This is a genomic window from Streptomyces sp. NPDC046900 (genome assembly GCF_040644975.1).
Classification (GTDB): Bacteria; Actinomycetota; Actinomycetes; order Streptomycetales; family Streptomycetaceae; genus Streptomyces.
In genome coordinates this window covers 1-24,077 of sequence record NZ_JBEYXD010000039.1, presented here as the reverse complement: position 1 = coordinate 24,077, position 24,077 = coordinate 1, and the positions used below count along the sequence as shown (strand labels likewise).

At 70.4% G+C, this 24,077-nt stretch carries 25 protein-coding genes; 15 read left to right on the top strand and 10 right to left on the bottom strand.

Features of this window, described 5'->3' with window-relative positions; all coding sequences use genetic code 11:
* Window positions 1–208 precede the first annotated feature (208 nt).
* The 3 genes from fabG (at window position 209) to ABZ904_RS30195 (ending at window position 2,269) form a co-directional block, all read left to right on the top strand.
* Window positions 209–913, top strand: coding sequence for a 3-oxoacyl-[acyl-carrier-protein] reductase (gene fabG, locus ABZ904_RS30205; RefSeq protein WP_359398890.1), 705 nt, complete (start codon window positions 209–211; stop codon window positions 911–913).
* A gap of 5 nt (window positions 914–918) precedes the next feature.
* Window positions 919–1,686 carry an enoyl-ACP reductase FabI gene (gene fabI, locus ABZ904_RS30200; RefSeq protein ID WP_359398892.1) on the top strand — a complete coding sequence of 256 codons (768 nt, stop codon included), beginning with the start codon at window positions 919–921 and terminating at the stop codon, window positions 1,684–1,686.
* A 211-nt stretch (window positions 1,687–1,897) separates the two neighbouring features.
* Window positions 1,898–2,269: a hypothetical protein gene (locus tag ABZ904_RS30195; protein WP_359398894.1), complete on the top strand. Its 372-nt coding sequence runs from the start codon at window positions 1,898–1,900 to the stop codon at window positions 2,267–2,269.
* A 7-nt stretch (window positions 2,270–2,276) separates the two neighbouring features.
* On the opposite strand, the gene ABZ904_RS30190 is transcribed toward ABZ904_RS30195, so the two are convergent.
* Window positions 2,277–2,966, bottom strand: coding sequence for a FadR/GntR family transcriptional regulator (locus ABZ904_RS30190; RefSeq protein ID WP_359398896.1), 690 nt, complete (start codon window positions 2,964–2,966; stop codon window positions 2,277–2,279).
* A gap of 88 nt (window positions 2,967–3,054) precedes the next feature.
* On the opposite strand from ABZ904_RS30190, the gene ABZ904_RS30185 reads away from it, so the two are divergent.
* The 4 genes from ABZ904_RS30185 to ABZ904_RS30170 all read left to right on the top strand — a co-directional run bounded on the left by ABZ904_RS30185 (window position 3,055) and on the right by ABZ904_RS30170 (window position 5,760).
* Window positions 3,055–4,407, top strand: a complete 1,353-nt coding sequence (locus tag ABZ904_RS30185; RefSeq protein ID WP_361826771.1) for a CynX/NimT family MFS transporter — start codon at window positions 3,055–3,057, stop codon at window positions 4,405–4,407.
* A gap of 67 nt (window positions 4,408–4,474) precedes the next feature.
* Complete coding sequence (locus tag ABZ904_RS30180) at window positions 4,475–4,591, top strand: SGM_5486 family transporter-associated protein (RefSeq protein WP_311698178.1); 117 nt, start codon at window positions 4,475–4,477, stop codon at window positions 4,589–4,591.
* Between the two features lie 275 nt (window positions 4,592–4,866).
* A complete protein-coding gene (locus ABZ904_RS30175; protein WP_359398901.1) occupies window positions 4,867–5,079 on the top strand; it encodes a hypothetical protein in 213 nt (70 codons plus the stop codon).
* Between the two features lie 162 nt (window positions 5,080–5,241).
* Complete coding sequence (locus ABZ904_RS30170; RefSeq protein WP_359398903.1) at window positions 5,242–5,760, top strand: histidine phosphatase family protein; 519 nt, start codon at window positions 5,242–5,244, stop codon at window positions 5,758–5,760.
* Between the two features lie 76 nt (window positions 5,761–5,836).
* Here the strand turns inward: ABZ904_RS30170 and serB are convergent, their stop codons facing one another.
* Entirely contained in the window at window positions 5,837–7,048 is a 1,212-nt protein-coding gene (gene serB, locus ABZ904_RS30165; RefSeq protein ID WP_361826766.1) for a phosphoserine phosphatase SerB, read from the bottom strand.
* Window positions 7,049–7,209: 161 nt separating this feature from the next.
* Window positions 7,210–9,069 carry a streptophobe family protein gene (locus tag ABZ904_RS30160; RefSeq protein WP_361826763.1) on the bottom strand — a complete coding sequence of 620 codons (1,860 nt, stop codon included), beginning with the start codon at window positions 9,067–9,069 and terminating at the stop codon, window positions 7,210–7,212.
* A 240-nt stretch (window positions 9,070–9,309) separates the two neighbouring features.
* Here ABZ904_RS30160 and ABZ904_RS30155 point away from each other — a divergent pair, with 240 nt between their 5' ends.
* Window positions 9,310–11,787, top strand: a complete 2,478-nt coding sequence (locus ABZ904_RS30155) for an FHA domain-containing protein (protein WP_361826760.1) — start codon at window positions 9,310–9,312, stop codon at window positions 11,785–11,787.
* An 85-nt stretch (window positions 11,788–11,872) separates the two neighbouring features.
* Here ABZ904_RS30155 and ABZ904_RS30150 read toward each other — a convergent pair whose 3' ends face one another.
* The 3 genes from ABZ904_RS30150 to ABZ904_RS30140 all read right to left on the bottom strand — a co-directional run bounded on the left by ABZ904_RS30150 (window position 11,873) and on the right by ABZ904_RS30140 (window position 14,748).
* Complete coding sequence (locus ABZ904_RS30150; RefSeq protein WP_361826757.1) at window positions 11,873–12,586, bottom strand: transglycosylase SLT domain-containing protein; 714 nt, start codon at window positions 12,584–12,586, stop codon at window positions 11,873–11,875.
* 312 nt (window positions 12,587–12,898) lie between these two features.
* Window positions 12,899–14,056, bottom strand: a complete 1,158-nt coding sequence (locus ABZ904_RS30145) for an S-adenosylmethionine:tRNA ribosyltransferase-isomerase (protein WP_361826754.1) — start codon at window positions 14,054–14,056, stop codon at window positions 12,899–12,901.
* On the bottom strand, window positions 14,053–14,748 hold the full coding sequence (locus ABZ904_RS30140; protein ID WP_359398915.1) for an SDR family oxidoreductase: 696 nt from the start codon (window positions 14,746–14,748) through the stop codon (window positions 14,053–14,055). The genes ABZ904_RS30145 and ABZ904_RS30140 overlap by 4 nt, the downstream gene beginning before the upstream one ends.
* Window positions 14,749–14,937: 189 nt before the next feature.
* Between ABZ904_RS30140 and ABZ904_RS30135 the strand changes: the two genes are divergently transcribed.
* From ABZ904_RS30135 to ABZ904_RS30125, 3 genes are all read left to right on the top strand, one after another.
* The gene (locus ABZ904_RS30135; RefSeq protein ID WP_359398917.1) at window positions 14,938–16,083 is read left to right on the top strand and encodes a GAF domain-containing sensor histidine kinase; all 1,146 of its coding nucleotides are present in this window, start codon (window positions 14,938–14,940) and stop codon (window positions 16,081–16,083) included.
* Complete coding sequence (locus ABZ904_RS30130) at window positions 16,076–16,717, top strand: response regulator transcription factor (protein WP_359398919.1); 642 nt, start codon at window positions 16,076–16,078, stop codon at window positions 16,715–16,717. Before ABZ904_RS30135 ends, ABZ904_RS30130 begins: the two co-directional genes overlap by 8 nt.
* 128 nt (window positions 16,718–16,845) lie before the next feature.
* Window positions 16,846–17,094 (top strand): chaplin, encoded by a 249-nt coding sequence (locus ABZ904_RS30125; protein WP_359398921.1) that lies wholly within the window; start codon window positions 16,846–16,848, stop codon window positions 17,092–17,094.
* Between the two features lie 325 nt (window positions 17,095–17,419).
* Here ABZ904_RS30125 and ABZ904_RS30120 read toward each other — a convergent pair whose 3' ends face one another.
* Complete coding sequence (locus tag ABZ904_RS30120) at window positions 17,420–18,202, bottom strand: hypothetical protein (RefSeq protein WP_360999417.1); 783 nt, start codon at window positions 18,200–18,202, stop codon at window positions 17,420–17,422.
* A gap of 152 nt (window positions 18,203–18,354) precedes the next feature.
* Here ABZ904_RS30120 and ABZ904_RS30115 point away from each other — a divergent pair, with 152 nt between their 5' ends.
* The 3 genes from ABZ904_RS30115 (at window position 18,355) to ABZ904_RS30105 (ending at window position 20,769) form a co-directional block, all read left to right on the top strand.
* Window positions 18,355–19,152, top strand: a complete 798-nt coding sequence (locus ABZ904_RS30115; RefSeq protein WP_359398925.1) for an ABC transporter ATP-binding protein — start codon at window positions 18,355–18,357, stop codon at window positions 19,150–19,152.
* An 82-nt stretch (window positions 19,153–19,234) separates the two neighbouring features.
* Complete coding sequence (locus ABZ904_RS30110; RefSeq protein WP_359398927.1) at window positions 19,235–19,663, top strand: NfeD family protein; 429 nt, start codon at window positions 19,235–19,237, stop codon at window positions 19,661–19,663.
* 155 nt (window positions 19,664–19,818) lie between these two features.
* A complete protein-coding gene (locus ABZ904_RS30105) occupies window positions 19,819–20,769 on the top strand; it encodes an SPFH domain-containing protein (RefSeq protein WP_359398929.1) in 951 nt (316 codons plus the stop codon).
* A gap of 109 nt (window positions 20,770–20,878) precedes the next feature.
* Here ABZ904_RS30105 and ABZ904_RS30100 read toward each other — a convergent pair whose 3' ends face one another.
* From ABZ904_RS30100 to ABZ904_RS30090, 3 genes are all read right to left on the bottom strand, one after another.
* Window positions 20,879–21,385 (bottom strand): HNH endonuclease, encoded by a 507-nt coding sequence (locus ABZ904_RS30100; protein ID WP_361826747.1) that lies wholly within the window; start codon window positions 21,383–21,385, stop codon window positions 20,879–20,881.
* A gap of 163 nt (window positions 21,386–21,548) precedes the next feature.
* Window positions 21,549–22,088, bottom strand: coding sequence for a YbhB/YbcL family Raf kinase inhibitor-like protein (locus ABZ904_RS30095; RefSeq protein ID WP_359398933.1), 540 nt, complete (start codon window positions 22,086–22,088; stop codon window positions 21,549–21,551).
* A 45-nt stretch (window positions 22,089–22,133) separates the two neighbouring features.
* Entirely contained in the window at window positions 22,134–22,919 is a 786-nt protein-coding gene (locus ABZ904_RS30090) for a sporulation protein (protein WP_359398935.1), read from the bottom strand.
* A gap of 198 nt (window positions 22,920–23,117) precedes the next feature.
* On the opposite strand from ABZ904_RS30090, the gene ABZ904_RS30085 reads away from it, so the two are divergent.
* On the top strand, window positions 23,118–23,759 hold the full coding sequence (locus tag ABZ904_RS30085) for a DNA-3-methyladenine glycosylase (protein ID WP_359398936.1): 642 nt from the start codon (window positions 23,118–23,120) through the stop codon (window positions 23,757–23,759).
* Window positions 23,760–24,077: the final 318 nt, after the last annotated feature.

Here is a 24,077-nt window from a genome sequence, read left to right as displayed (position 1 = left end):
ACCACACGTTTGCGTTCCGCGGCCCGGCCTTCGCCCCCGGTGGCCCTCCCCGGGCGGATCGTGGCCGTTAATTCTGTAGGGATCCGACAGTGAGTCCCGTTAGCCACTGTCGGTGCCCGATTGTCCGCGCGGCGGGCCGGACCGATAGGTTTTTGGCGAAGGCACCTGCTTGCAGGGGTTTACAGACCGCTATCGAAAGGGTGATCCGTTGAGCCGCTCGGTTCTCGTCACTGGAGGCAACCGGGGCATCGGCCTCGCCATCGCCCGCGCGTTCGCCGACGCCGGCGACAAGGTCGCGATCACATACCGCTCGGGTGAACCGCCGGCCGGCTTCCTCGCCGTCAAGTGCGACATCACCGACACCGAGCAGGTGGAGCAGGCTTACAAGGAGATCGAGGCCACCCACGGCCCGGTCGAGGTCCTCGTCGCCAACGCCGGCGTCACGAAGGACCAGCTTCTGATGCGCATGTCCGAGGAGGACTTCACCTCGGTCATCGACACCAACCTCACCGGCACCTTCCGCGTCGTCAAGCGCGCCAACCGCGGCATGCTGCGGGCCAGGAAGGGGCGCGTGGTGCTGATCTCGTCGGTCGTGGGGCTGCTCGGCCAGGCCGGGCAGGCGAACTACGCCGCCTCCAAGGCGGCTCTGGTCGGATTCGCCCGTTCACTCGCCCGTGAGCTGGGCTCGCGCAACATCACCTTCAATGTCGTCGCCCCCGGTTTCGTCGACACGGACATGACCCGGGTGCTCACCGACGAGCAGCGCGAGAACATCACGTCGCAGGTACCGCTCGGCAGGTACGCGAAGCCGGAGGAGATCGCCGCAACGGTGCGGTTCCTCGCCTCCGACGACGCCTCGTACATCACTGGAGCCGTCATTCCCGTTGACGGCGGACTGGGAATGGGTCACTGATCACCATGAGCGGAATTCTCGAGGGCAAGCGTGTCCTGATCACCGGTGTGCTGATGGAGTCCTCCATCGCGTTCCACACCGCGAAGCTGGCTCAGGAGCAGGGTGCGGAGATCATCCTGACCGCCTTTCCGCGGCCCACGCTGACCGAGCGCATCGCCAAGAAGCTCCCCAAGCCCACCAAGGTCATCGAGCTCGACGTCACCAACGCCGAGCACCTCGGGCGCCTGGCCGACATCGTCGGCGAGGAGCTCGGCGGCCTCGACGGTGTCGTCCACTCCATCGGTTTCGCGCCCCAGGACGCGCTCGGCGGCAACTTCCTCAACACGCCCTTCGAGTCGGTGGCCACCGCCATGCACGTCTCGGCGTTCTCCCTGAAGTCGCTGACCATGGCCTGCCTGCCGCTCATGCAGAACGGCGGCTCGGTCGTCGGCCTCACCTTCGACGCGCAGTACGCCTGGCCGCAGTACGACTGGATGGGCCCCGCCAAGGCCGCCCTGGAGGCCACCAGCCGCTACATGGCGCGCGACCTGGGCAAGCAGAACATCCGCTGCAACCTCATCTCCGCCGGCCCCATCGGATCCATGGCCGCCAAGTCCATCCCGGGCTTCTCCGAGCTGGCCTCGGTCTGGGACAACCGTGCCCCGCTGGAGTGGGACCTCACGGACCCCGAGCCGGCCGGCCGCGGAGTCGTCGCCCTGCTCAGCGACTGGTTCCCGAAGACCACCGGCGAGATCGTCCACGTGGACGGCGGTCTGCACGCCATCGGCGCCTGACGGTCCGCGATCGCCGCAGAGGCGACCGCACGGGTGCTCAGGGCCCGTTGTGATCCCTCTCGGCCCACGGGCGCCGACGCCCCGTCCCCCGCGAACGCGGGGGACGGGGCGTCGCCCGTTCGGAGCAACTGACGGCGACCCGCGGGCCGCGCAGCACGCAGGCTGGGAGTACGCACCGCCACGCAGCCGAACGGCCCAGGAGGTTCCCCTTGTGCGCTTGTCCCGCCGCTTCGGTCCGGCGTTCCTCGCCCTCGCCCTGCTGACGGTCCTGCCGTACGACGCCATGCCGCAGACGCCCGGGAAGCACGCCGCTGCGCACGCGCGCGCAAAGGCCGGAAAGACCCAGGATCCGCAGCCCTTCGGATCCGACTGCCGTGTCCGCGTCACCGGCTCGGAGGTCGTCGCCGACTGCCACAACGCCTATCCCGACACCGACCACGTGAGTCTGCACATCGAATGCGACCAGTGGTGGGACATCGACACCGACACCGCGCCCGTGGACGCGGGGCCCGCGATGACCGTACGACTGAGCGGCCGGTGCTGGCAGAACGTGCGCTCGGCGTGGGTGGGCCACGCCCGGTGAGCCGCGGTCAGCGACCGGCGGGCTTCCCGCGCCCCGGACGGCACACCACCGGATAGCCGGCCGCCGCCGTGGCCGCCGCGGCCGCGTCACCCGCACGGATGGCGTCCACCAGACCCGTGTGGTCCATGTACGACTCCGGTGTCAGCTCCTCGCCGACGTCGCCGCGCAGCCAATCCCGCAGGACCTCGCCCAGGTCCGCGTACATCGCCGTCATCACGTCGTTGTGGGAAGCGGCCACCACCGCCATGTGGAAGGTGGCGTCGACGGTCACGAACGCCTCCGCGTCACCGGACCGCCAGGCCTCCTCGCGGCGCAGGAGAAGCCCGTCGAGCTGCTTGATGTCACGCTCGGTACGCCGCTCGGCGGCCAGCCGGGCGGCGCCCGACTCGAGGGTCGAGCGCAGTTCGGCGACGTGGTCCGGGTCGGCGCCGGCGAACCGGCGGTGCATCACCCCGGCCAGTTCGCTGGTCGCCGCGACATAGGTGCCCGACCCCTGGCGGATGTCCAGCAGACCGTTGTGCGCGAGCGCGCGGACGGCCTCGCGGACCGTGTTGCGGGCGACCCCGAGCTGCTCGACGAGTTCGGGTTCGGTGGGGATCCGGGAGCCCACCGGCCACTCGCCCGAGGCGATCTGGTTCCGCAGCTCGGCGATGACCTGTTCGGACAGCGCGGATCGGCGCGGATGGCTCAGCGGCATGAGGGTCCTTCGTACGGGCCTGGGGTCAGGGCCGGATGATCCGGAGCCTGACCCAGCGGGAGTGGACAGCCAATCATCCCATGAATCTATGATGGGTCGCATGACAGGCGAGGAGACCGGGACCGCGTCCCCACCGATCGGCAGCCCCGACGGGGTGCGCACAGAGACGACGACGACAAGGGGAACGGCGACGAAAGCGGTGACGGAGACCACGACAGGGACGGAGACGTCCGCCACGCGCGCGTGGACGACGCGGGTACTCGTCGTCGGCATCGTCCTCGCGGCCCTCAACCTGCGTCCGGCCATCACCAGCCTGGGCGCCCTCTTGCCGGAGGTCCGCGACGGGCTCGGCATGAGCGGCAGTGTCGCCGGAGTACTCACCTCGGTGCCGCCGCTCTGCTTCGCCGCCTTCGGAGTCATGGCGCCGCGGCTCGCCCGCCGTTTCGGCCCGGGCGCCGTGGTCTGCGCCGGAATGGTGGCCATCACCGCCGGTCTGGTCATTCGCCCCTACGTGGGCAACACCGCCGGATTCCTGGCCGCGAGCGCGCTCGCCCTGATGGGCATCGCCGTCAGCAACGTCCTGATGCCGGTGATCGTCAAGCGCTGGTTCCCGCACCGGGTGGGCTCCATGACGGGCCTGTACTCGATGGCGCTCGCCCTCGGCACGTCCGCGGCGGCGGCGGTCACGGTGCCCCTGACCGACGCGCTCGGCGGGAACTGGCAGTCGGGACTCGCCGTCTGGGCGGCGCTGGCGGCGGCGGCCGTCCTGCCGTGGATCCCCTTCGCACGCGCGCGTGGTGCCGGTTCCGCGGACGGCGGCCGCGCCGCCTCCAGCCCGGAAGAGCCCGACGGGCTGCGGATCACCCGGAGCCGTACCGCATGGGCGCTGGCCGTCTTCTTCGGGCTCCAGGCCACGGCCGCCTACATCACGATGGGCTGGATGGCGCAGATCTTCCGTGACGCGGGGGTGTCCGCCGGTACCGCCGGCCTGCTCCTGGCCGTCACGATGGTCATGGGCGTTCCGCTCGCCTTCGTCATCCCCCGGCTGGCGACCCGGCTGCCGCACCAGGGCCCGATCGCGGTCGCGCTCGGTATCTGCGGTCTCGGCGGCTACGCGGGCCTGTACTGGGCCCCCGCGGCCGGTGCCTGGGCGTGGGCGCTGCTGCTCGGCATCGCCAACTGTGCCTTCCCGCTGGCACTCACCATGGTGGGGATGCGGGCGCGGACGGGCGCGGGTGTGGTCAAGCTGTCGGCGTTCGCGCAGAGCACCGGGTATCTGCTGTCGATCCCGGGACCGCTGCTGGTCGGCGTGCTGTACCAGCACAGCGGCGGCTGGGGCGCGCCGCTCGCGCTCATGGCCGCGCTGATGGTGCCGCAGACGCTGATGGGCGTCCTCGCGGGCCGCGACCGGACCGTGGAGGACGAGGCGGCCCGCGGGTAGCACGCCGCGCCGGGGTGTCGCGGACCCCGGCGGAAGCCGGACGAAGCAGGGGTGCGAAACTTGGGGCATGCCCGTGCTCGACCCGAACCCGCAGAACGGCCAGAAGAAGATGCTGCTCGTCTTCGGCGCGTTCTTCGCCATCTTCGTGATCATCGCCATCATCGCGACGATCGCCTCCCCGTGACGCACCACCGGTCACCCTGAGGTCCTGACTCTCTCTTGTCCCGCTCGCGTGGCGGCTGTCTCCTGCCGTGCGGCCGAGCAGCCGCGTGCCCGGTGCGGCCGTGAGATCGGCGCCCGGCGTCGATGGTGGGGCTGGCCCCACCATCCCCTAGGGGGCCAGGGTCAGGGTCAAGTGGGTGGATCACCGGATGGGTTGGATGCCCGCCACTCCCTACCTTCGAAGTGTGGCCGCGAGGGGCGGCCCGCGGACCACCTCGAGGACCAGCGGAGGCAGGCATGTCGGCCCATACGCACACCCGGCCCCACCCGGCGACCACGGGCGGCGTCGACATCCGGTTGCCCTGGTGGGCTCTCGTCCTGCCCACGCTGGCGTTCGTCGTGCTGCTGGCGCTGATCCTCAACCCCGCGGACGCGCACGCCGGCGGCGGTCCCGCCCTCAGCCACCTTGTGGAGCACATCCGGCAGACGCTGACACACGGCGTCTCGTGATCCGGTCCGCGCAGGGCCCCGGCGGCGCCCGGCCATCGGCGGCGGCCCCGTCCTCGCAGGTGGGGCGGTCGGGCGACCGGTTGAGCCACTCGCGCGCGGACTCGTGGCCGGTGCCGCCAACTCCCTGCGCTCCCTGGCGTGTTTCATGCGAAGCTGGGACTCATGAGCTCCGCTGAACCCCGCAGGATTGTCCTCTTCCGGCATGCAAAGGCCGACTGGCCGCAGGTTCCCGACCATGAGCGGCCGCTAGCCGACCGGGGCCGCACGGACGCGGCTGTCGCCGGACGCAAGCTGGCCGACACCGGCGTCCCCTTCGACCTGGCCCTGTGCTCCACCTCGACGCGCACCCGCGAGACCTGGAAGCTCGCCGTCCAGGAGTTCCCGCACCGGCCGAAAACGGTCTACGAGGAGCGGCTCTACGAAGCCTCGCCGGGCGAGCTGATCGCCGTGCTCAACGAGATCCCCGACGATGCGCGGAACGTGATCGTGATCGCGCACAACCCGGGCGTCCAGGGCCTCGCGGAGATCCTCGCCGGTGCGGCCGAGGAGGAGGCCGGCGAACGGCTGAGCCGGCGCGGCTTCCCGGCCGGCGCCTTCGCCGTGCTCTCCTGCGACGGTCCCTGGAAGTCACTGGAGCCGGGCACGGCCACGCTGTCCGACTACTGGGCGCCGAGCGAGTAGCCGCGGGAGCGGCATCGGGCCCGGCACCCCGGTGGTGCCGGGCCCGCCCGGAGTCCTGGGCCGCTCCCGCGCGGACTCAGTGCAGGGCGTCCTGGATGTCGGCCGCCTCGACCTCTTCCCGGGTGACGCCCAGCAGATAGAGCACGGTGTCCAGGAAGGGGAAGTTCACCGCGGTGTGCGCGGCCTCACGGACGACGGGCTTGGCATTGAAGGCGACACCCAGCCCGGCCGCGTTCAGCATGTCGAGATCGTTGGCGCCGTCACCGATCGCCACGGTCTGCGCCAGCGGCACGCCCGCCTCCGCCGCGAACCGGCGCAGCAGCCGCGCCTTGCCCTCCCGGTCGACGATCTCGCCGACGACCTTTCCGGTCAGCTTCCCGTCGACGATCTCCAGCGTGTTGGCCTGCGCGAAGTCGAGCCCGAGCCGCTCCTTGAGGTCCTCCGTGACCTGGGTGAACCCACCGGAGACGACCCCTACTTGGAAACCGAGCCGCTTCAGCGTCCGGATCAGGGTGCGCGCGCCCGGAGTGAGCCGGATCTCGGCGCGCACCTTGTCGACCACCGACGCGTCGAGCCCCTTGAGCAGCGCCACCCGGGCGTGCAGCGACTGTTCGAAGTCCAGCTCGCCGCGCATGGCGGCCGCGGTCACCTCGGCGACCTCCGCCTGACAGCCGGCGTGCGCCGCGAACAGTTCGATGACCTCGTCCTGGATGAGCGTCGAGTCCACGTCCATGACGACCAGACGCTGGGCCCGGCGGTGCAGACCCGCCGCGACCACGGCGACGTCGACACCCAGCGCCGCGGCATCGGTCGCCAGGGCGGTGCGCAGCGGCTCGGTCTCCACACCGGAGACGGCGAACTCGACGGCGGTCACCGGGTACTTGGCGAGCCGGAAGATACGGTCGATGTTGCCACCGGCGGTCGCGATGCGGTCGGCGATGGCGGCCGTCGACTCGGCCGTCAGCGGGTGGCCGAGGACGGTGACCAGCGAGCGCCCGAGGCCCCGCGGGCGGTTGTCGCCGATTCCGGAGATGATCTCCGCCTGCATCTTCATGGACTCCGCCCAGCTGTGGACGGTGGCCCGCAGATCTCCCTCGAGCCCGGACGGGGGCACGGTCACGAGGACGCACAGCACCATCCGGCCCCGGGTGACGACCTGCTCGATGTCGACGACGTCGACGCTGTAGGCGGCCAGGGTGTCGAACAGGCCGGCGGTCAGACCCGGCCGGTCCTTGCCGAAGATCTTGACAAGGAGCGTGGGGGCGTCGGAGGTCTGCGAAGCGCTCATGGTGTTTCCACCGTATCCGGCACCCAGTGCCTTGCGCGTTCCCGGTCCGCCCAGCGGACAGGGAACAGTGGGTGGCTGACGGATGACGTGTGTCTTGAGCGACGAAGAAGACGCAGGCCACGGCTTGATCCCCGCTGCGGCCCGGAGGGAGACCCGGCCGGTCAGCCGCGTCCCCGGGGCCGCCCGGGTGACCCAGGCGGGGGCGGGGGAGGCGGGGGCGGGCCGCCCTGGTCCGACGACGGGCCCCGCCCGTGCCGGCCCGGGGACGGCGCGGGCGGCTCGATCGGCTGGATCACCGTGGGGGCGCCGTATACGTCCTCGGAAGTGGGCGGCACAGCGCCGCGCGGAGGCGGCGCCGGCTCGCCGGACCGCGTCTGCGGGGGCCGAGGGCCGTGCGCGGCCCCGCCGGGCGACGTGCGGGGCCTGCGCCCGCGCTCGTCCGGCCGTGCGTCCTCCGGTTCGCGCAGCCCTTCCGGCAGCCGCAGATACGGGTTCGTGTCGGGGTTCGGCGGGCGGAACGGCGTGACCGGCTCGTACGGGCCCGGCCCCTGCGGCACCCGCGCGAACAAGGGGAGCGGAGGAACCGTCGGCCCGGCCTCACCGCGTGCCTGCCGCGCCGCCCGGCTCCCGGCCGACCCGGTCGCATACGCGATCAGTGCCCCGGCCGCGCCCGCGCCCGCGCCCCACACCGCACCCATCAGCAGCGCCATGGCGAGGTGCCCGTGCAACTCGATGCCGGCACCGAACGCGTCGAATCCGAACACGGACAGCGAGGCGTCCACGGACACATCCGTCAGCCAGGCCAGCAGCGGCAGCGCCAGTGCCGTCACGATCCCGAGCCGCAGCGCACAGCGCCCTGCGAAGCCGAGAGGACCGGGGTCCCGTACACCGACAGCAGGCGGGACTGGTGCGGCCGCGGCATCCCGTGCTCGTACCAGAGGCGTACGCGCCGCGGTCAGCACGCCCGCGAAGAGCATCAGGAGGGCCGCGGCGACCGCCAGCAGCCATACCTTGCCGTCCAGTTCGGCCAGCCGTCCGAGGGTGACCGGCTGCTGTGTCCGCACGCTCAGCAACCGGTCCAGCGGATCGGGCAGCAGTTTCGCCAGCTCACCCGTGGCCCTGCCGTCCCAGGGCACGAACAGGCCGAGCGGCAGGCCCAGCCACACTCCGTTGGGCACCCCGAGGAGGGCCGCCCCCGCGATCCGCGCCGGATGGTCGTCGCCGATCGCGGCGTAGGCGGCCGCCGCGAGGCCGGCGACCACCGCCACCAGCACCGCGGTCACCAGCGCGGACACGGCCGGACGCACCACTCGGTGCACCGCGTCCCAGCCGCGTGGCAGAGGGGTGCGCCGGGACGCGAGCAGGGAGATCAGCAGCACGCCCGCGGCCCATGCGGCGCCACCCAACAGCGTGGGCACCGTGTCCACGGAGAAGCCGACCGCTGCCTTGGCGTCGACCAGGTCGCCGATCCGGCTCGGCAGCAGCCCCCCGATGTCGCCGAGACCGGGGATGCCGATGCCCCCGCCGCCGCCCCGGCCCGGCAGCCCACCGAGCCCGAGGGAGCCCCCGTCGATGGTGATGACGTCGTGTCCGGCCCAGGCCAGACCGCCCAGCATCGCCACGAACAGCACCACCACCGCGCCCGCACGCACAAGGAGTTCGGCGGGCGCGACCACAACTCCCGCCGCACGCAGGGAACGCAGGAAGAACCAGCAGAGCAGCAGCGCCCCGACCAGACTCACACCCAAGGGCGTGATCTCCATGGCGGTCGTCGCCTCCGCCCCCTTCAGGCCGAACGCCGACACGTCGCCGGAGGGTGTGACCGACCCGTTCGCCCCAAGTGCCACGACCGCCGCGGTCATCGGGCCGAGCGAGCCCGCGGCGTCGGCCTGGAGCAGATGCAGTCCGAGCGCGGCCGTCCCCGCCATCCCGATCAAGGCCCAGCTCACCGAGGCGATCGCGGACAGGAGCACGTCCGTCCACGGCAGCCGCCGGCCCTCTCCCGCTGTTCCGACATCCATGCCTGCCCCCCGGTCCGCGCCGCGGTGATCCACCGCGGATGTCCCCCCTCGCGGGGGATTACCACTCTCCGGGGCGGTTTCAACCCCGTCAACGGGACGCGTTCCTGCGGGTCCACGCATGGGTCATAAAGCCTGACTTTCGGTCAGAGGGCTCAGCCTGAAATAGTTCCCCACGATGTTCGACATCCCTAGACTCCCTGTGATGGGGGCAATTCGGGGGACAACTCAGTGGGGCATGGAGTGCCTGAACTCGTACTCGAAGTGAACGGACGCACCTGGACGCTGGATCCGTCCAGGCCATACACCCTCGGACGTGATCCGCAGGGAGACATCGTGTTCGACGACGCCAGGGTTTCCTGGCGTCACGCCACGATCAGCTGGAACGGCCGCAGTTGGGTCATCGAGGACCACGGAAGCACCAACGGGACGTTCGCACAGGGCCATCGGGTCCACCAGTTGGAGATCGGCCCCGGCTCGGCCGTGCATCTGGGCAACGCGAACGACGGACCGCGCCTGAACCTGTCCGGTGCCGCGGCCGCCGTGGCCGCGCCGCAGGCCAGGCCCCAGCAGCAGCCGTACGCCGCCCACGGCGCCGACCCGGGCTGGGCCGACCAGGCTGCGCCGCAGGCCGCCGCACAGATCCCGCAACAGCAGGGCCCCGGAAGTGGCGCGGGGGCGCCTCCGGTCTACGGCGACCGCAGTCCGACCACGTTCCACCAGCTCGCCCTCGGCCGTGTGATGCGCATCGGCCGTGCGCTGGAGAACGAACTGGTCGTCTCGGACCTCCAAGTCTCCCGCCACCACGCCGAGTTCCACGCCACGCCCGACGGCCGTTTCGAGATCCGTGACCTCGGCTCGCACAACGGCACGTTCGTCAACGGTATGCCGATCGGCAAGGGCGGCTCCTTGCTGCTCGGACCCAATGACATCGTCGGCGTCGGCCACTCGACGTTCCGTCTGGTCGGCGACCGGCTCGAGGAGTTCGTCGACACCGGTGAGATCTCCTTCTCCGCCCGCCACCTGACCGTGACCGTCGACGGCGGCAAGCAGATCCTCAAGGACGTCTCCTTCGGCGTCCCGGAGAAGTCGCTCATCGCGGTCATCGGCCCGTCCGGCTCCGGCAAGTCGACGCTAATGAAGGCGCTCACCGGCTACCGCCCCGCGAACGAGGGTGACGTCCTCTACGACAACCGCAACCTGTACAAGCAGTTCGCGGAGCTGCGCCAGCGCATCGGTCTGGTCCCGCAGGACGACATCCTGCACAAGGAGCTGACCGTCAAGAGGGCCCTCAAGTACGCGGCCAAGCTGCGCTTCCCGGCCGACACCACGGCCGCCGAGCGCGAGGCCCGCATCGACGAGGTGCTGCGCGAGCTGAAGCTGGACGTCCACAAGGAGAAGAAGGTCACCTCCCTCTCCGGCGGTCAGCGCAAGCGTGTCTCGGTGGCCCTGGAGCTGCTCACCAAGCCGTCGCTGATCTTCCTCGACGAGCCGACGTCCGGTCTCGACCCGGGCATGGACCGCGACGTCATGCAGCTGCTGCGCGGCCTGGCCGACGACGGCCGCACGGTCCTCGTCGTCACGCACTCCGTGGCCGAGCTCGCCCTGTGCGACAAGCTGCTCGTGATGGCGCCGGGCGGGTCCGTCGCCTACTTCGGCCCGCCGGAGGAGGCGCTGAACTTCTTCGGCTACGAAACCTGGGCCGATGTGTTCTCCGCCTTCGAGAACTACCGCGACTACGACTGGGCGGGCCGCTGGAAGGGCTCGCAGCACTACCAGATGTACGCCGCGGACATCGACGCCGTCGCCCCGCAGTCGGTGCACATGCCGCCGCCGCAGGCGATCAAGCCGCCCAAGCCGCAGGGCTGGTTCTCCCAGCTGGGCACCCTGATCCGGCGGTACGCCGCGGTCATCGCCTCCGACAAGGGGTTCCTGGCACTGACGGTGATCCTGCCGGCGGTGCTGGGCGCCGTCAGCCTGCTCATCGACAGTGACAAGGGCCTGCTGGTCAACCCGGTCAGCCCGAAGACCGGCGTGCCCGTCCCGAACGGCACGGCCACCACGGTCCTGCTGATCCTCGCGGTGGGCGCCTGTTTCGCCGGCGCCGCCAACTCCGTCCGCGAGCTGATCAAGGAACGGGTCATCTACGAGCGGGAGCGCGCCACCGGCCTGTCCCGCTCCGCCTACCTCATGTCGAAGGTGTTCGTCCTCGGCGTCATCACCGTGCTGCAGGGCCTCATGGTCGGCCTCATCGGGTTCTCCAGCCGCGAGATCCCCAAGGAGGGCGTCGTCCTGGGCGGCTCGACGCTGTTCGAGCTCTGCCTGCCGGTCATGGCGCTGGGCTTCACCTCGATGATGTTCGGCCTGGTCATCTCCGCGCTCGTGAAGACCGCCGAGAAGACCATGCCGCTGCTGGTGATGTTCGCGATCATCCAGGTCGTCTTCACCGGCTGCCTCTTCACCCTGCACGGCGCGGTCGGAGCCAACGAGGTCTCGTACCTGATGCCGTCCCGCTGGGCGGTGGGCGCCGCCGGTGCGACGCTCGACTTCAACAACATCTTCCCGAACACGAGCGACCCGACCAGCACGGATCCGCTGTGGAACCACACGGCGGGCGCCTGGACCCTGGACATGGCCGCCCTGATCGCCATCGGTGTGATCTGCGGCATCCTCGTGGCCCGCTTCCTGCGCCGCCACGAGCCCGAGGTCATGCGGAAGTAGTCACTCCCGTACAACGCGGAAGGGCGGCACCCGTCAGAGGGTGCCGCCCTTTCTTCTGCTCAGCGAGAAGAGGTCCGCGCAGGCCTCAGTACGCGCTGTTGACGTTGTCCATCGAGCCGTAGCGGTGCGCCGCGTAGTTGCAGGCGGCGGTGATGTTCGCGACCGGGTCGTAGATGTTCATCGACGTGCCCGCCACGTGGTACGCCCGGAAGGTCGGGTCGATCACCTGGAGCAGGCCCTTGGAGGGGATGCCGTTGCGGGCGTTGATGTCCCAGTTGTTGATGGCCATCGGGTTGCCCGAGGACTCCCGCATGATGTTGCGGTACAGGCCGTTGTACGAGCCCGGGATGCCCTTCTGCGCCATGATGTCGAGCGACTGGCGGATCCAGCCGTCGAGGTTGTTGGCGTAGGACTTCGGGGAGGACTGCCGGACGGGGGCGCGGTCGGCGGAGCGGCTCGCGGGCTGCTCCGTGCTGCGCTGCTGCACCGCCTGCTGCTGTGCCTTCTGGGCGGCCGGCTTCTGGGCGGCTTTCTGCTTCGCGGCGATCGCCTCGGCCTTCAGCATCGAGGCGGCCTCCTGGTCGGTGATGCTCGCCTTGATCGCCTTCACCGGCTGGTTGCCTATGGTCACCGGGGCCGCGGCGGCGGCCGGGGCCTCGTGGGTCGTGGTCTGCGCCTCGCTCGGCGTGGCGGTGATCGCGAGGGTCGCGATACCGAGGCCGGCGCAGCATGCGGCCGACAGCTTCTGCGTCTTGGTCAGCGCACGAGCACGACTACGAATATTGGTGATCTGGGGCATGTCGGAGTGACCTCTTCGAATTGCGCGGAGGTCGCTCTGGTGCCGGTGGATTCGGATGCTTCCAGCACAAGCGCCGCGGGTAATGAGCCACGGCGCCGAGCGACGGAAGCAATTCTTAGCGGCCGCAAAAACACCAGGCAAAGGTGTGACGTACTACCCCGGCTAGTGGGCCCAGGAGGGGCAAAACAGGGCAGACCGCCCCGTCTTCCCCGTTCATGAGGGGCTTATCCCGGTCCTATGCTGCTTCGTATGTGATGTGGGTCCTATGCGCGTCCTCACATCGAGGTCACGGGTTCTTCACGTGCAGTTGCTCTAGCAACGCACAGTGTGATGCGAATCCGGGGGCAGGATGAGGTGGGCGTCACCGAACTCGTGCCACAGGTACCGCTCGGCCAGCGCCGCCTCGTAGGCACGGTCGATCGCCTCCCTCCCGGCGATCGCCTCCAGCATCAGCAGATGCGACGCCTGCGGCTCGTGCAGGCCGGTCAGCAGCCCGTCGACCACCCGCACCCCGTGCCCGGGCGTCACCACCAGATCCGTCCAGCCCTCCCGGGCCCGCACCACCCCGTCGGCGCCCACCGCAGACTCCACCGCCCGCACGGCCGTCGTCCCCACCGCCACCACCCGGCCGTCCCCGGCCCGGACCGCGTTGATCAGTCGCGCCGACGCCTGCGGCACCGAGAAGCGCTCCGGAGAGGGAGGCTCATGTGCCTCCGCCGATGCCACTCCCGTGTGCAGCGTGACCGGCGCGACCTGCACACCCCGGCTCACCAGCTCCACCACGGTCCGCGAGGTGAACGGCCGAGCCGCGCTCGGCATCTCCGCGCTGCCCGAGCCGTCGGCGGACGGCAGCGCGAACACCGTCTGGTACGCGGACAGCGGCTGGTCCCTTTCCGTGTAGGAGTACCGAATGGGACGCCCGTGTCGGCCCAGCAGCCCGGCCAGGTCCCCGTTCGAGGGTCGGGCCCACCACAGCCGGTCGCTCCCCGGCGACAGCGGCTCCTCGAGGACGAGCCGCACGTCGCCCGGAAGCCGCACCTCCGCGCCGGCGGCCCCTGCCGCCCGCCGCCCGCCGCCGCTCTTGCGGGCAGCACCTCGCGACCCGATCGACGCACGCGCGCGCGTGGTGCCCCGTCCGTCCGGATCCCGGAGCTCGACCGCCCACCGCCCGTCGTCCCCGCGCGTCGAGAAGTGCACCACCACGCGCGCGTGCCCGAGCCAGCCGTCCACCGCGGCCGCCAGCGTCGGCGATGTGTTGACGACGAGCAGGTCCCCGGCCCGCAGCAGCCGCGGCAGCTCCACGAACGCGTGGTGCGAGACGTCGGTACCGCGGGAGACCAGCAGCCGCACGCTGTCCCGGTCCAGGCCCGGCCCGCGCTGCTCGGCCGGGACCCGCGCCGCCAGCTCCTCCGGGAGTGTCCACTGCTTCCGGACGCGCTCGGCCTGAGGGATCCCCGTCCCCGTCCTCATCGCGTCTCCAGCAGCGAGGAAGCACCGTAGCGGCCGCTCGCCGGACGCCTGTCCAGCAGCCTGAGGAACGCGGGCACCACGCTCTCCGGCGCCGGACGCGGACCGCCGTCGTCCGGTACGGCCGCCGTATACAGGTCGGTGGCCATGTCGCCCGGATCCACCGCCCACACCCGCAGTCCCGGCTCCTCCACGGCGAGCACCGCCGCCAGATGGTCCAGCGCCGCCTTGGACGCCCCGTACCCGCCCCAGGTCTCGTACGCCTCGGCCGCCGCGTCCGAACTGACGGCGACGACGGTGCCCGCCTGCGACGCCCGCAGCAGCGGCAGCGCCTCCTGGACGAGGCCCAGCGCGGCCACCACATTGACCTCGAGCGCCCGCCGCAAGCCGTCCGGTGGCAACTCCTCCAGCCGTACCAGCGGCTGCGCGCCCAGCGCGCTCGCGTTGCTCACCAGCAGGTCCAGCCCGCCCAGCCGCCGGGCCGCCCGCACCAGGGCGGCCCGGTGCCCCGCGTCCGTCACATCCCCGGGCAGCGCCTCCACCCTGGTCCCGTGCCCGGCCAGCTTCTCGGCCGTCTCGGCCAGAACCGGTGCGGTCCTGGCGTCCAGCACCAGGTCCCAGCCGCGCTCCGCCAGAGCCGCGCCGAGCGCCCGCCCCAGCCCCTTGGAAGCCCCTGTGATGATCGCAACCGGCATGACTACCGTCCCCTTCGGTCCCTCGGTCACCGCTGATCGGCGGTGACCTCAACGTAGGAACCGGTCCCTGCCGGCCGCCTCGGACGCGGGCCGCAAGGTACGGGGGTCCTTCGCCCTAGGCCCTTCGCCCCAGATACGCCCGCCACACGTCGGATACGCACGGTCACATCCCACCGGTACGGTGAGGTCATGAGCCATGGACCCCGGTCGGGCCTGTACGCGGTGAGCTCCGCGCTGCTGGCCATGAGCAGGCACCTCGAGGTGCGCGACGTCCTCAAGACGATCGTGGCCTCGGCCCGCGAGCTGCTCGACGCGGAGTACGCGGCGCTGGGTGTCCCGGACAACCACGGAGGCTTCGCCCAGTTCGTCGTGGACGGGGTCAGCGACGAGCAGTGGAAGGCCATCGGCCCGCTCCCGCGCCAGCACGGCATCCTGGCCGCCATGCTGCACGAGTCGCGCCCCGAGCGGCTCGCCGACGTCCGCAAGGACCCCCGCTTCGAGGGCTGGCCGGCCGCCCATCCCGACCTGTCCGACTTCCTCGGCCTGCCCATCCGCGACGGCGACGAGATCATCGGCGCGTTGTTCCTCGCCAACAAGAGGTGCCCGAAGCCGCAGGGCGGATGCGGTTTCACCGAGGATGACGAGGAGCTGCTCTCGATCCTGGCTCAGCATGCCGCGATCGCCCTCACCAACGCCCGGCTCTACGAGCGCAGCCGAGAGCTGACCATCGCCGAGGAACGCTCCCGGCTGGCCCACGAGCTGCACGACGCGGTCAGCCAGAAGCTCTTCTCCCTGCGGCTCACCGCCCAGGCCGCGGCCGCCCTGATCGACCGCGACCCGGTGCGCGCCAAGGGCGAGCTGCACCAGGTGGCCACGCTCGCCGGGGAGGCCGTCGACGAACTGCGCGCGGCCGTCGTGGAGTTGCGCCCCGCGGCCCTCGACGAGGACGGACTGGTCGCCACCCTGCGCACCCAGATCCAGGTCCTCGACCGCGCCCACACCGCCCGCGTGACCTTCGCCGGCCGTGGCGTCCGCGCGCTGCCGGCCGCCCAGGAGGAGGCGCTGCTGCGCGTCGCCCAGGAGGCCCTGCACAACGCCCTGCGGCACTCCGGCGCCGGACGGGTCGAGGTGACCCTGGAGAAGTGCGGACCAGGCGCCGTCCTGCGCGTCACGGACGACGGCAGCGGTTTCGACCCGACGGTGATCCGCCGCGCGGGCCGCCACCTCGGCCTGGTCTCCATGCGCGACCGGGCGGGCGGGGTCGGAGGCACCCTGACCGTGGAATCGGCGCCCGGGAAGGGCACCACGATAGAGATGGAGGTCCCTGGTGGCTGACGCAATCAAGGTGCTGCTCGTCGACGACCACCAGGTGGTCCGCCGTGGACTGCGCACCTTCCTCGAGGTGCAGGACGACATCGAGGTCGTCGGAGAGGCCTCCGACGGCGCCGAGGGAGTGGCCCGCGCCGAGGAGCTCAAGCCGGACGTCGTCCTCATGGACGTCAAGATGCCGGGCATGGACGGGATCGACGCGCTGCGCAGACTGCGCCAGCTCGACAATCCCGCACGCGTGCTGATCGTCACCAGCTTCACCGAGCAGCGCACGGTGGTTCCCGCCCTGCGCGCGGGCGCCGCGGGATATGTGTACAAGGACGTGGACCCCGACGCGCTCGCCGGAGCCATCCGCTCGGTGCACGCCGGGCACATCCTGCTGCAACCGGAGGTCGCGGGCGCGCTGCTCTCACAGGAGGAGGGGAACTCTGGCCAGGGCAGGGCCGGCTCACTCACCGAGCGGGAGCGTGAGGTGCTGGGTCTGATCGCCGACGGCCGGTCGAACCGGGAGATCGCCCGGGCCCTGGTGCTGTCGGAGAAGACGGTGAAGACCCATGTCTCGAACATCCTGATGAAGCTGGACCTGGCGGACCGCACCCAGGCCGCGCTCTGGGCGGTGCGGCACGGCGGCGACGGCTGAAACGACTGAGCGGATCTTCATACCGTCGTGTGTATGTCCCCCGGACGGCGCATCCTCGGCGGACTCCGGCCGTTCTCCAGGGCGTGCTGCGGCGACTGCCGCAGTGATCGCAAGGAGAGGGCTCAGAAGTGAAGAACCTGAAGAAGGCCGTTGCCGTCTCGATGGTGGCCGGTGGTCTGGTCGCCGCGAGCACCGGTCTCGCCTCCGCCTGCGAGGGCGGCGCGCATGCCCACGGCAAGGCCGCGGGCTCCCCGGGCGTCGTGTCGGGCAACGTCATCCAGGCTCCGGTGCACATCCCCGTGAACGTGGTCGGCAACACCGTGAACGTGATCGGCGCCCTGAACCCGGCCTTCGGCAACCTGGGCCTCAACCACTGAGCCCACCAAGGGGCACCTTGTGACCACCGGCCTCCCGGACACTCCCGGGAGGCCGGCCGTGTGATGCGACACAGCCGGTCCGGCGTGTGAGGTCGAATGTCACACCGACGGGCCGAGTCAAGATCAGCCCGTCCGGCGTCTGAGGACGAGGCCGTTCAGGCCGAAGCGGGGGTCTGGGGGCGGCAGCCCTCAGGGATGGGTACCGGGAACCGAGGATCAGCCCGTCCGGCGTTTGAGGACGAGGCCGTTCAGGCCGAAGCGGGGGCCTGGGGGCGGCAGCCCCCAGGGACAGTACGCCGAAGGCCGGACGCCAGGACACCCAACGTCACCGAATCTCCCGCTGCTCCACGATCGAGTTGTACGCCGCCACCTGCGCCCGCCGAGCCGTCCGCTCCACCGGCCGCAGCGCCTGGGCCCGCGCCGCCATCTCCGAGGCGCTCACCGCACCCCCGTGCCCGTTCTCGGACGCCACCGAGATCAGCAGCCCCACTCGCTGGGCCAGCTCCAGCACCCGAACCGCCCGCGGCGGATAGCCCGGCGCCAGGACCTCACGCCCCCGCTCGGCCCGCGCCCGGTACGCGTCGACGGCGGCCTCCGCCACCGGCCCCGACCCCGCCACGTCCAGCCGCGACAGCGCCTCCGTCGCATCGCGCAGCGCCTCGGCCAGCTCCCGCTCGGCCTCCCCGAGCGAGGGCACATCGGCGGGCGGCGCCTCGCGCACCGGCAGACAGTGCCAGACGACCTCGACGTGCACATCACCGTCGGGCCCGGCCTCGTACACCTCAGGCACCAGCCCGAAGGCGGCCCCCTGGCAGACCACCGCCTCCTCCGCCTCCAGCGCCCGCGCATTGAACTCCGGCGGACCGCTCAGCCCCAGCGGATGCCCCGGCGCGGGCAGCGCGACCCGCAGCCCGTTCACCCCGAGCGTCCGCAGCCGCCCCAGCGCGAGCGTGAGCCCGACGGGCGCCGGCTCGGCCGGCAGTCCCTCGACCCGGTGCACCGCGTCGTCCTCGACGATGGCGGACGCGGCGTCGTCCGGCGAAACAAGTCCGGCCAATAGGGCATTTCCCCATGCGGCCAGCCGTCCTGAGCGTGGTTCCGAGAGCATGCCCCCACCCTAAGGACCTGACCTATGGAATGGTCCGGGCGGCAGGTGGCGTAGATTTCTTGCGGGGCTGCGCCCACAGGCGTGGCGGACCACGCCCACAGGCGTACGCGAGAGCCGATACCGGCCACACTGCAAGGGGAGACAACGCGCTCATGAGCGATGTTCTGGAGCTGGAGGACGTATCCGTGGTCCGTGAGGGCCGCGCTCTGGTGGACCAGGTCTCCTGGTCGGTGAAGGAGGGGGAGCGCTGGGTCATCCTCGGCCCGAACGGCGCCGGGAAGACGACCCTCCTCAACGTCGCCTCCAGCTACCTCTTCCCCTCCAAGGGCACCGCCACCATCCTCGGCGAGACCCTCGGCAAGCCCGGCACCGACGTCTTCGAGCTGCGCCCGCGCATCGGTGTGGCCGGCATCGCCATGTCCGAAAAGCTCCCCAAGCGCCAGACCGTCCTCGAGACCGTGCTGACGGCCGCGTACGGCATGACGGCCCACTGGCAGGAGGACTACGAGGAAGTCGACGAGCAGCGCGCCCGCGCCTTCCTCGACCGCCTCGGCATGAGCGAGTACCTCGACCGGAAGTTCGGCACACTTTCCGAGGGCGAGCGCAAGCGCACCCTGATCGCACGCGCCCTGATGACCGACCCCGAGCTGCTGCTCCTCGACGAGCCCGCCGCGGGTCTCGACCTCGGCGGCCGCGAGGACCTCGTACGCCGTCTCGGACGCCTCGCCCAGGACCCGATCGCCCCCTCCATGGTCATGGTCACGCACCATGTCGAGGAGATCGCCCCCGGCTTCACCCACGTCCTGATGATCCGTCAGGGCAAGGTGCTCGCCGCGGGTCCGCTGGAGCTCGAGCTGACCTCGCGCAACCTCTCCCTCTGCTTCGGTCTCCCGCTTGTCGTCGAGCAGGTCGGCGAGCGCTGGACGGCCCAGGGCCTGCCCCTGTCCTGACCGCCGCAAACCCCTTGGGAAGCCCGCTCGGACCCGATCTGCGCCCTGTCCGCGGGCGGACCCCCGGCCCTACCATGACCGCGTGGACATCGACGCCTGGGTGTGGTGGCTGATCGGCGCGGCGGGGCTCGGGATCGGGCTCGTGATCACCGCGATGCCGGAGCTCGGCATGCTCGCGGTGGGCGCCGTCGCGGCCGCCGTGATCGCCGGCCTCGGTGGCGACGCCGTCTTCCAGGTCGTCGTCTTCGCCGTCGTCTCCGTGGCGCTCATCGCCGTGGTCCGGCCCATCGCCGCCCGGCACAGCGCCCAACGACCCCGATTCGCCACCGGCGTCGAGGCCCTGAAGGGCAAGCAGGCCGTGGTCCTGGAGCGCGTCGACGGCAGCGGCGGCCGGATCAAACTGGCCGGCGAGGTCTGGTCCGCGCGCGCTCTCGACTCCCAACTCACCTACGAAGTCGGCCAGGAAGTGGACGTCGTGGAGATCGAGGGGGCCACGGCGATCGTCATGTGACCTCGTGGGACTCAACTGAACGGAACAGCCCACGGGGCACGGCACGGTCTGTCAGACTCGTCCAGCAAGATCTTCAACAACCATAAGATCTTCTACAGGGCGCCGAGGCGGAGAACACGGGGCGCCAAGGCGGAGAAGGGGTACGGGGAATCACGATGGAACCGATCATCATCGTCCTGATCATTCTGGTGGTGTTGGTCTTCATCGCCCTGATCAAGACGATCCAGGTCATTCCGCAGGCGAGCGCCGCCATCGTCGAGCGCTTCGGCCGCTACACACGGACGCTGAACGCGGGCCTGAACATCGTGGTCCCCTTCATCGACTCCATCCGCAACCGCATCGACCTGCGCGAACAGGTCGTCCCGTTCCCGCCGCAGCCGGTGATCACCCAGGACAACCTGGTGGTCAACATCGACACGGTCATCTACTACCAGGTCACCGACGCCCGGGCGGCCACCTACGAAGTCGCCAGCTACATCCAGGCCATCGAGCAGCTGACCGTCACCACGCTCCGCAACATCATCGGCGGCATGGACCTGGAGCGCACCCTGACCTCCCGCGAGGAGATCAACGCAGCCCTGCGCGGCGTCCTCGACGAGGCCACCGGCAAGTGGGGCATCCGCGTCAACCGCGTCGAACTGAAGGCCATCGAACCCCCCACCTCCATCCAGGACTCGATGGAGAAGCAGATGCGCGCCGACCGTGACAAGCGCGCCGCGATCCTCACCGCGGAAGGTACGCGCCAGGCCGCGATCCTGACCGCCGAGGGTGAGAAGCAGTCCCAGATCCTGCGCGCCGAAGGTGAGGCCAAGGCCGCTGCGCTGCGCGCCGAAGGCGAGGCCCAGGCGATCCGCACGGTCTTCGAGTCCATCCACGCCGGCGACCCCGACCAGAAGCTGCTGTCGTACCAGTACCTGCAGATGCTCCCGAAGATCGCCGAAGGCAACGCCAACAAGCTCTGGATCGTCCCCAGCGAGATCGGTGACGCTCTGAAGGGCCTGTCCGGAGCCATCGGCAACTTCGGCCCGCTGGGCGGGGGTTCGGGCTCCGGCTCCGCCAAGTCGGGCGGCGACACGGACCGGCGCGAGAAGCCGTCGATCGACTGACGGGCGCTGCCCGTACGACAACGGCGCCCGTCTCCCACGGAGACGGGCGCCGGTTCATGTACGGATCCGCGACCTCTGGGCGGCCGTCAGGACGGCCGCCGTGTACCGCCTAGGCCGCCGGCTGCGCCAGCCAGTCCGGCAGCGCGTCGACGTTGTCGTGTCCCAGCGACAGCAGCATCGCGTCCGCCGGCGTCGGCTCGAACGGCTTCCTGAGCAGCGGCATCGCCGCCTCCTCCGGTGTGCGGTTCGCCTTGCGGTGGTTGTCCTCCGCGCACGAGGCCACCGTGTTGAGCCAGGTGTCGCCTCCACCCTGCGACCGCGGCACCACGTGGTCCACGGTCGTCGCACGCCTCCCGCAATAGGCGCACCTGTGCCGGTCCCGTACGAGGACACCCCGCCTCGACCAAGGAGCTTGTCTTCGGAAGGGCACCCTTACATACCTGCAAAGCCTGATGACCCGGGGCGCTGGTATGTCCACATCGGCTCCCCGCATACGGATCTCGGGGTGGGCCTGCTCGACGACAGCCTTGGACTGCAGCACCAGGACCACGGCTCGATTCAGCGTCACTGTCGACAGCGGCTCGAAGCTCGCGTTCAGAACCAGCGTGTCACGCATCCAGCCCACCTCCCGTGTGCACCTGCCCACCCCCTGGCGGGCTTGGATCAACTCTGGACGGGCGCGCCGAGATGGACAACGCAATAAAAAATGCCCGCCTCCGATCACTTCCAAGACCGGAGGCGGGCAAACGTTCAATGAACGTCAGTCTTCAGCACGTACGTCAGCCGGCGGCCGGATTCTCGTACTCGCCGATGAGCTGGGTGCGCGCCAGCGTGTGGAACCGCAGATTGAAGCCGACCACGGCCGGAGAGGCGTCCGAGTCCGGACCGAGCGTCTCCTGGTCCACGGCGTACACCGTGAACACATACCGGTGCGACCCGTCCCCGGGCGGCGGCGCGGCGCCACCGAAGTCCTTCGTCCCGTAGTCGTTGCGTGCGTGAACCGCACCCTCGGGGAGCCCCTCGAACTTCCCGCTGCCCGCACCCACGGGCAACTCGGTCACCGAGGCCGGGATGTCGAACAGGACCCAGTGCCAGAACCCGCTGCCCGTCGGGGCGTCCGGGTCGTAGCAGGTCACCGCGAAGCTCTTGGTCTCCGCCGGGAAGCCCTCCCAGCGCAGCTGCGGCGAGGTGTTCCCCGCCGCGTAGACCTGTGCGTCCTTGAGCCTGGCGCCGTCCTCGACGTCCTCGCTCGTCACCGTGAACGACGGCACGGGCGGATGGAAGTCATGCGGCAGCGGGCGCCTCTGGGACTCGGTCACCTCGGTACCTCCAAGTCAGTGGATCAACCGATTCCAGTTCAGAGCCTAGAACCAGCTGCGCTTGCTGCCGACCTCGGACAGCCACTGGTGGAGGTACGCGGCCCAGTCCGTGGCGTGGAAGTCGTGCAGACCCACCTGGAAGGCACGGTAGGAGTCACTGCCCTCGCTGAAGAGTCCGGGCTTCTTGTCCATTTCCAGGATGACGTCCATCGCGTGCTCGTCCGCGACGAAGCTCAATTCGACCTGATGGAGACCGCGGTACTGGGTCGGCGGGTAGAACTCGATCTCCTGGTAGAACGGCAGCCGCTGCCGTGTACCGCGGATGTGGCCACGCTCCATGTCCGCGTTCTTGAAGCGGAAGCCCAGCTGGATGAACGCGTCCAGGATCGTCTTCTGCGCCGGCAGCGGGTGCACGTTGATCGGGTCCAGGTCACCGGAGTCCAGGGCACGCGCGATCTCCAGCTCCGTGGTCACCCCGATGTGCATGCCGCGGAGCGCCTGCCCGTCGATCATGGTGATCGGCGTCTCCCAGGGGATCTCGAACCCGAACGGCACGGCGTGCACGCCCCCCGCCTGGAGCTCGAAGGCGCCGCCGAGCCGCACCTTCGTGAACTCGATGTCCTGCTTGTGCTCCGTGTCGTCGTGCCCCTCGACCTCCACCCGGGCCTGCAGACCGACGTTCAGGCCCTCGATCGCCTGGTTCACGGACCCGCCCTGGATCCGCACCTCCCCCTGGACGACACCGCCCGGAACGACGTTGACCTCGGTCAGCACCGTCTCGACCGAAGCCCCGCCGGCTCCCAGGCTCGCGAGCAGCCGCTTGAACCCCATGAATCTTCCCTCCCAGGCAACGCCTGATCCGTCGTCCTGCCCCATGCGCGCTCACGTACCGCGCGCGCCCTCATCGGTGGATCCTTGATCCCTAGATACGCGATCCGGCCGGGTCCGGTTCCGGGTCCTCACCCTTCCAAGGGGGAGGACTCTTGACCACCCTTTGGCACGCACCCGTCTGGACTACGCTCGTACCCCGTGATCGCGACCCCTGACCGTACGCCCCTGCCCAGGGAGTTCTTCGACCGGCCCGTACTGGAGGTCGCCACCGACCTCCTGGGACGTCTGATCGTCCGCAGCACCCCGGACGGTCCGATCGTCCTACGCCTGACGGAGGTCGAGGCGTACGACGGCCCGAACGACCCGGGCTCGCACGCGTATAGGGGTCGCACACCCCGCAACGACGTGATGTTCGGACCGCCCGGCCATGTGTACGTCTACTTCACCTACGGCATGTGGCACTGCATGAACCTGGTGTGCGGTCCGGTGGGGCAGGCCAGCGGGGTACTCCTCCGGGCCGGCGAGATCACCGAGGGAGCGGAGCTCGCCCACACACGTCGACTCTCGGCCCGCAATGACAAGGAACTGGCCAAAGGCCCGGCACGCCTGGCCACGGCTCTGGACGTGGACCGGGCCCTGGACGGTACGGACGCCTGCAGCCCGGGGGAGACCCCGCTGCGCGCCCTGACCGGCACACCGGTGCCGCCCGACCAGGTCCGCAACGGTCCGCGGACCGGCGTCGCCGGCGACGGAGCGGTCCACCCGTGGCGCTTCTGGATCGCCAACGACCCGACGGTGAGTCCCTATCGGGCCCACACACCACGGCGACGCCGAAGTTGACGCGTCCCTGGAGGATGCGTAATGTAGCCCGAGCCGCTGAACCGGGTACGGCTTCAGCCAGCAACCGGAAGCGGCCAACCCACTACTACGTCACCCTCATCGAGGGCGAATTCGGCGTGCCCGCATGCCCGAATTCGAATCCGCGGACTCGATTATGAGTAGCGACGGAAATCGGCTAACGTAGTGAATGTCGAAAGGCCGGGAGCTGAAAAGCACCGGGCCCAAGACAACCCGCTCCGGCCGGGAATCGGATCGAGAAAAAGATCTGATAGAGTCGGAAACACCGAAGGGAAGCGCCCGGAGGAAAGCCCGAGAGGG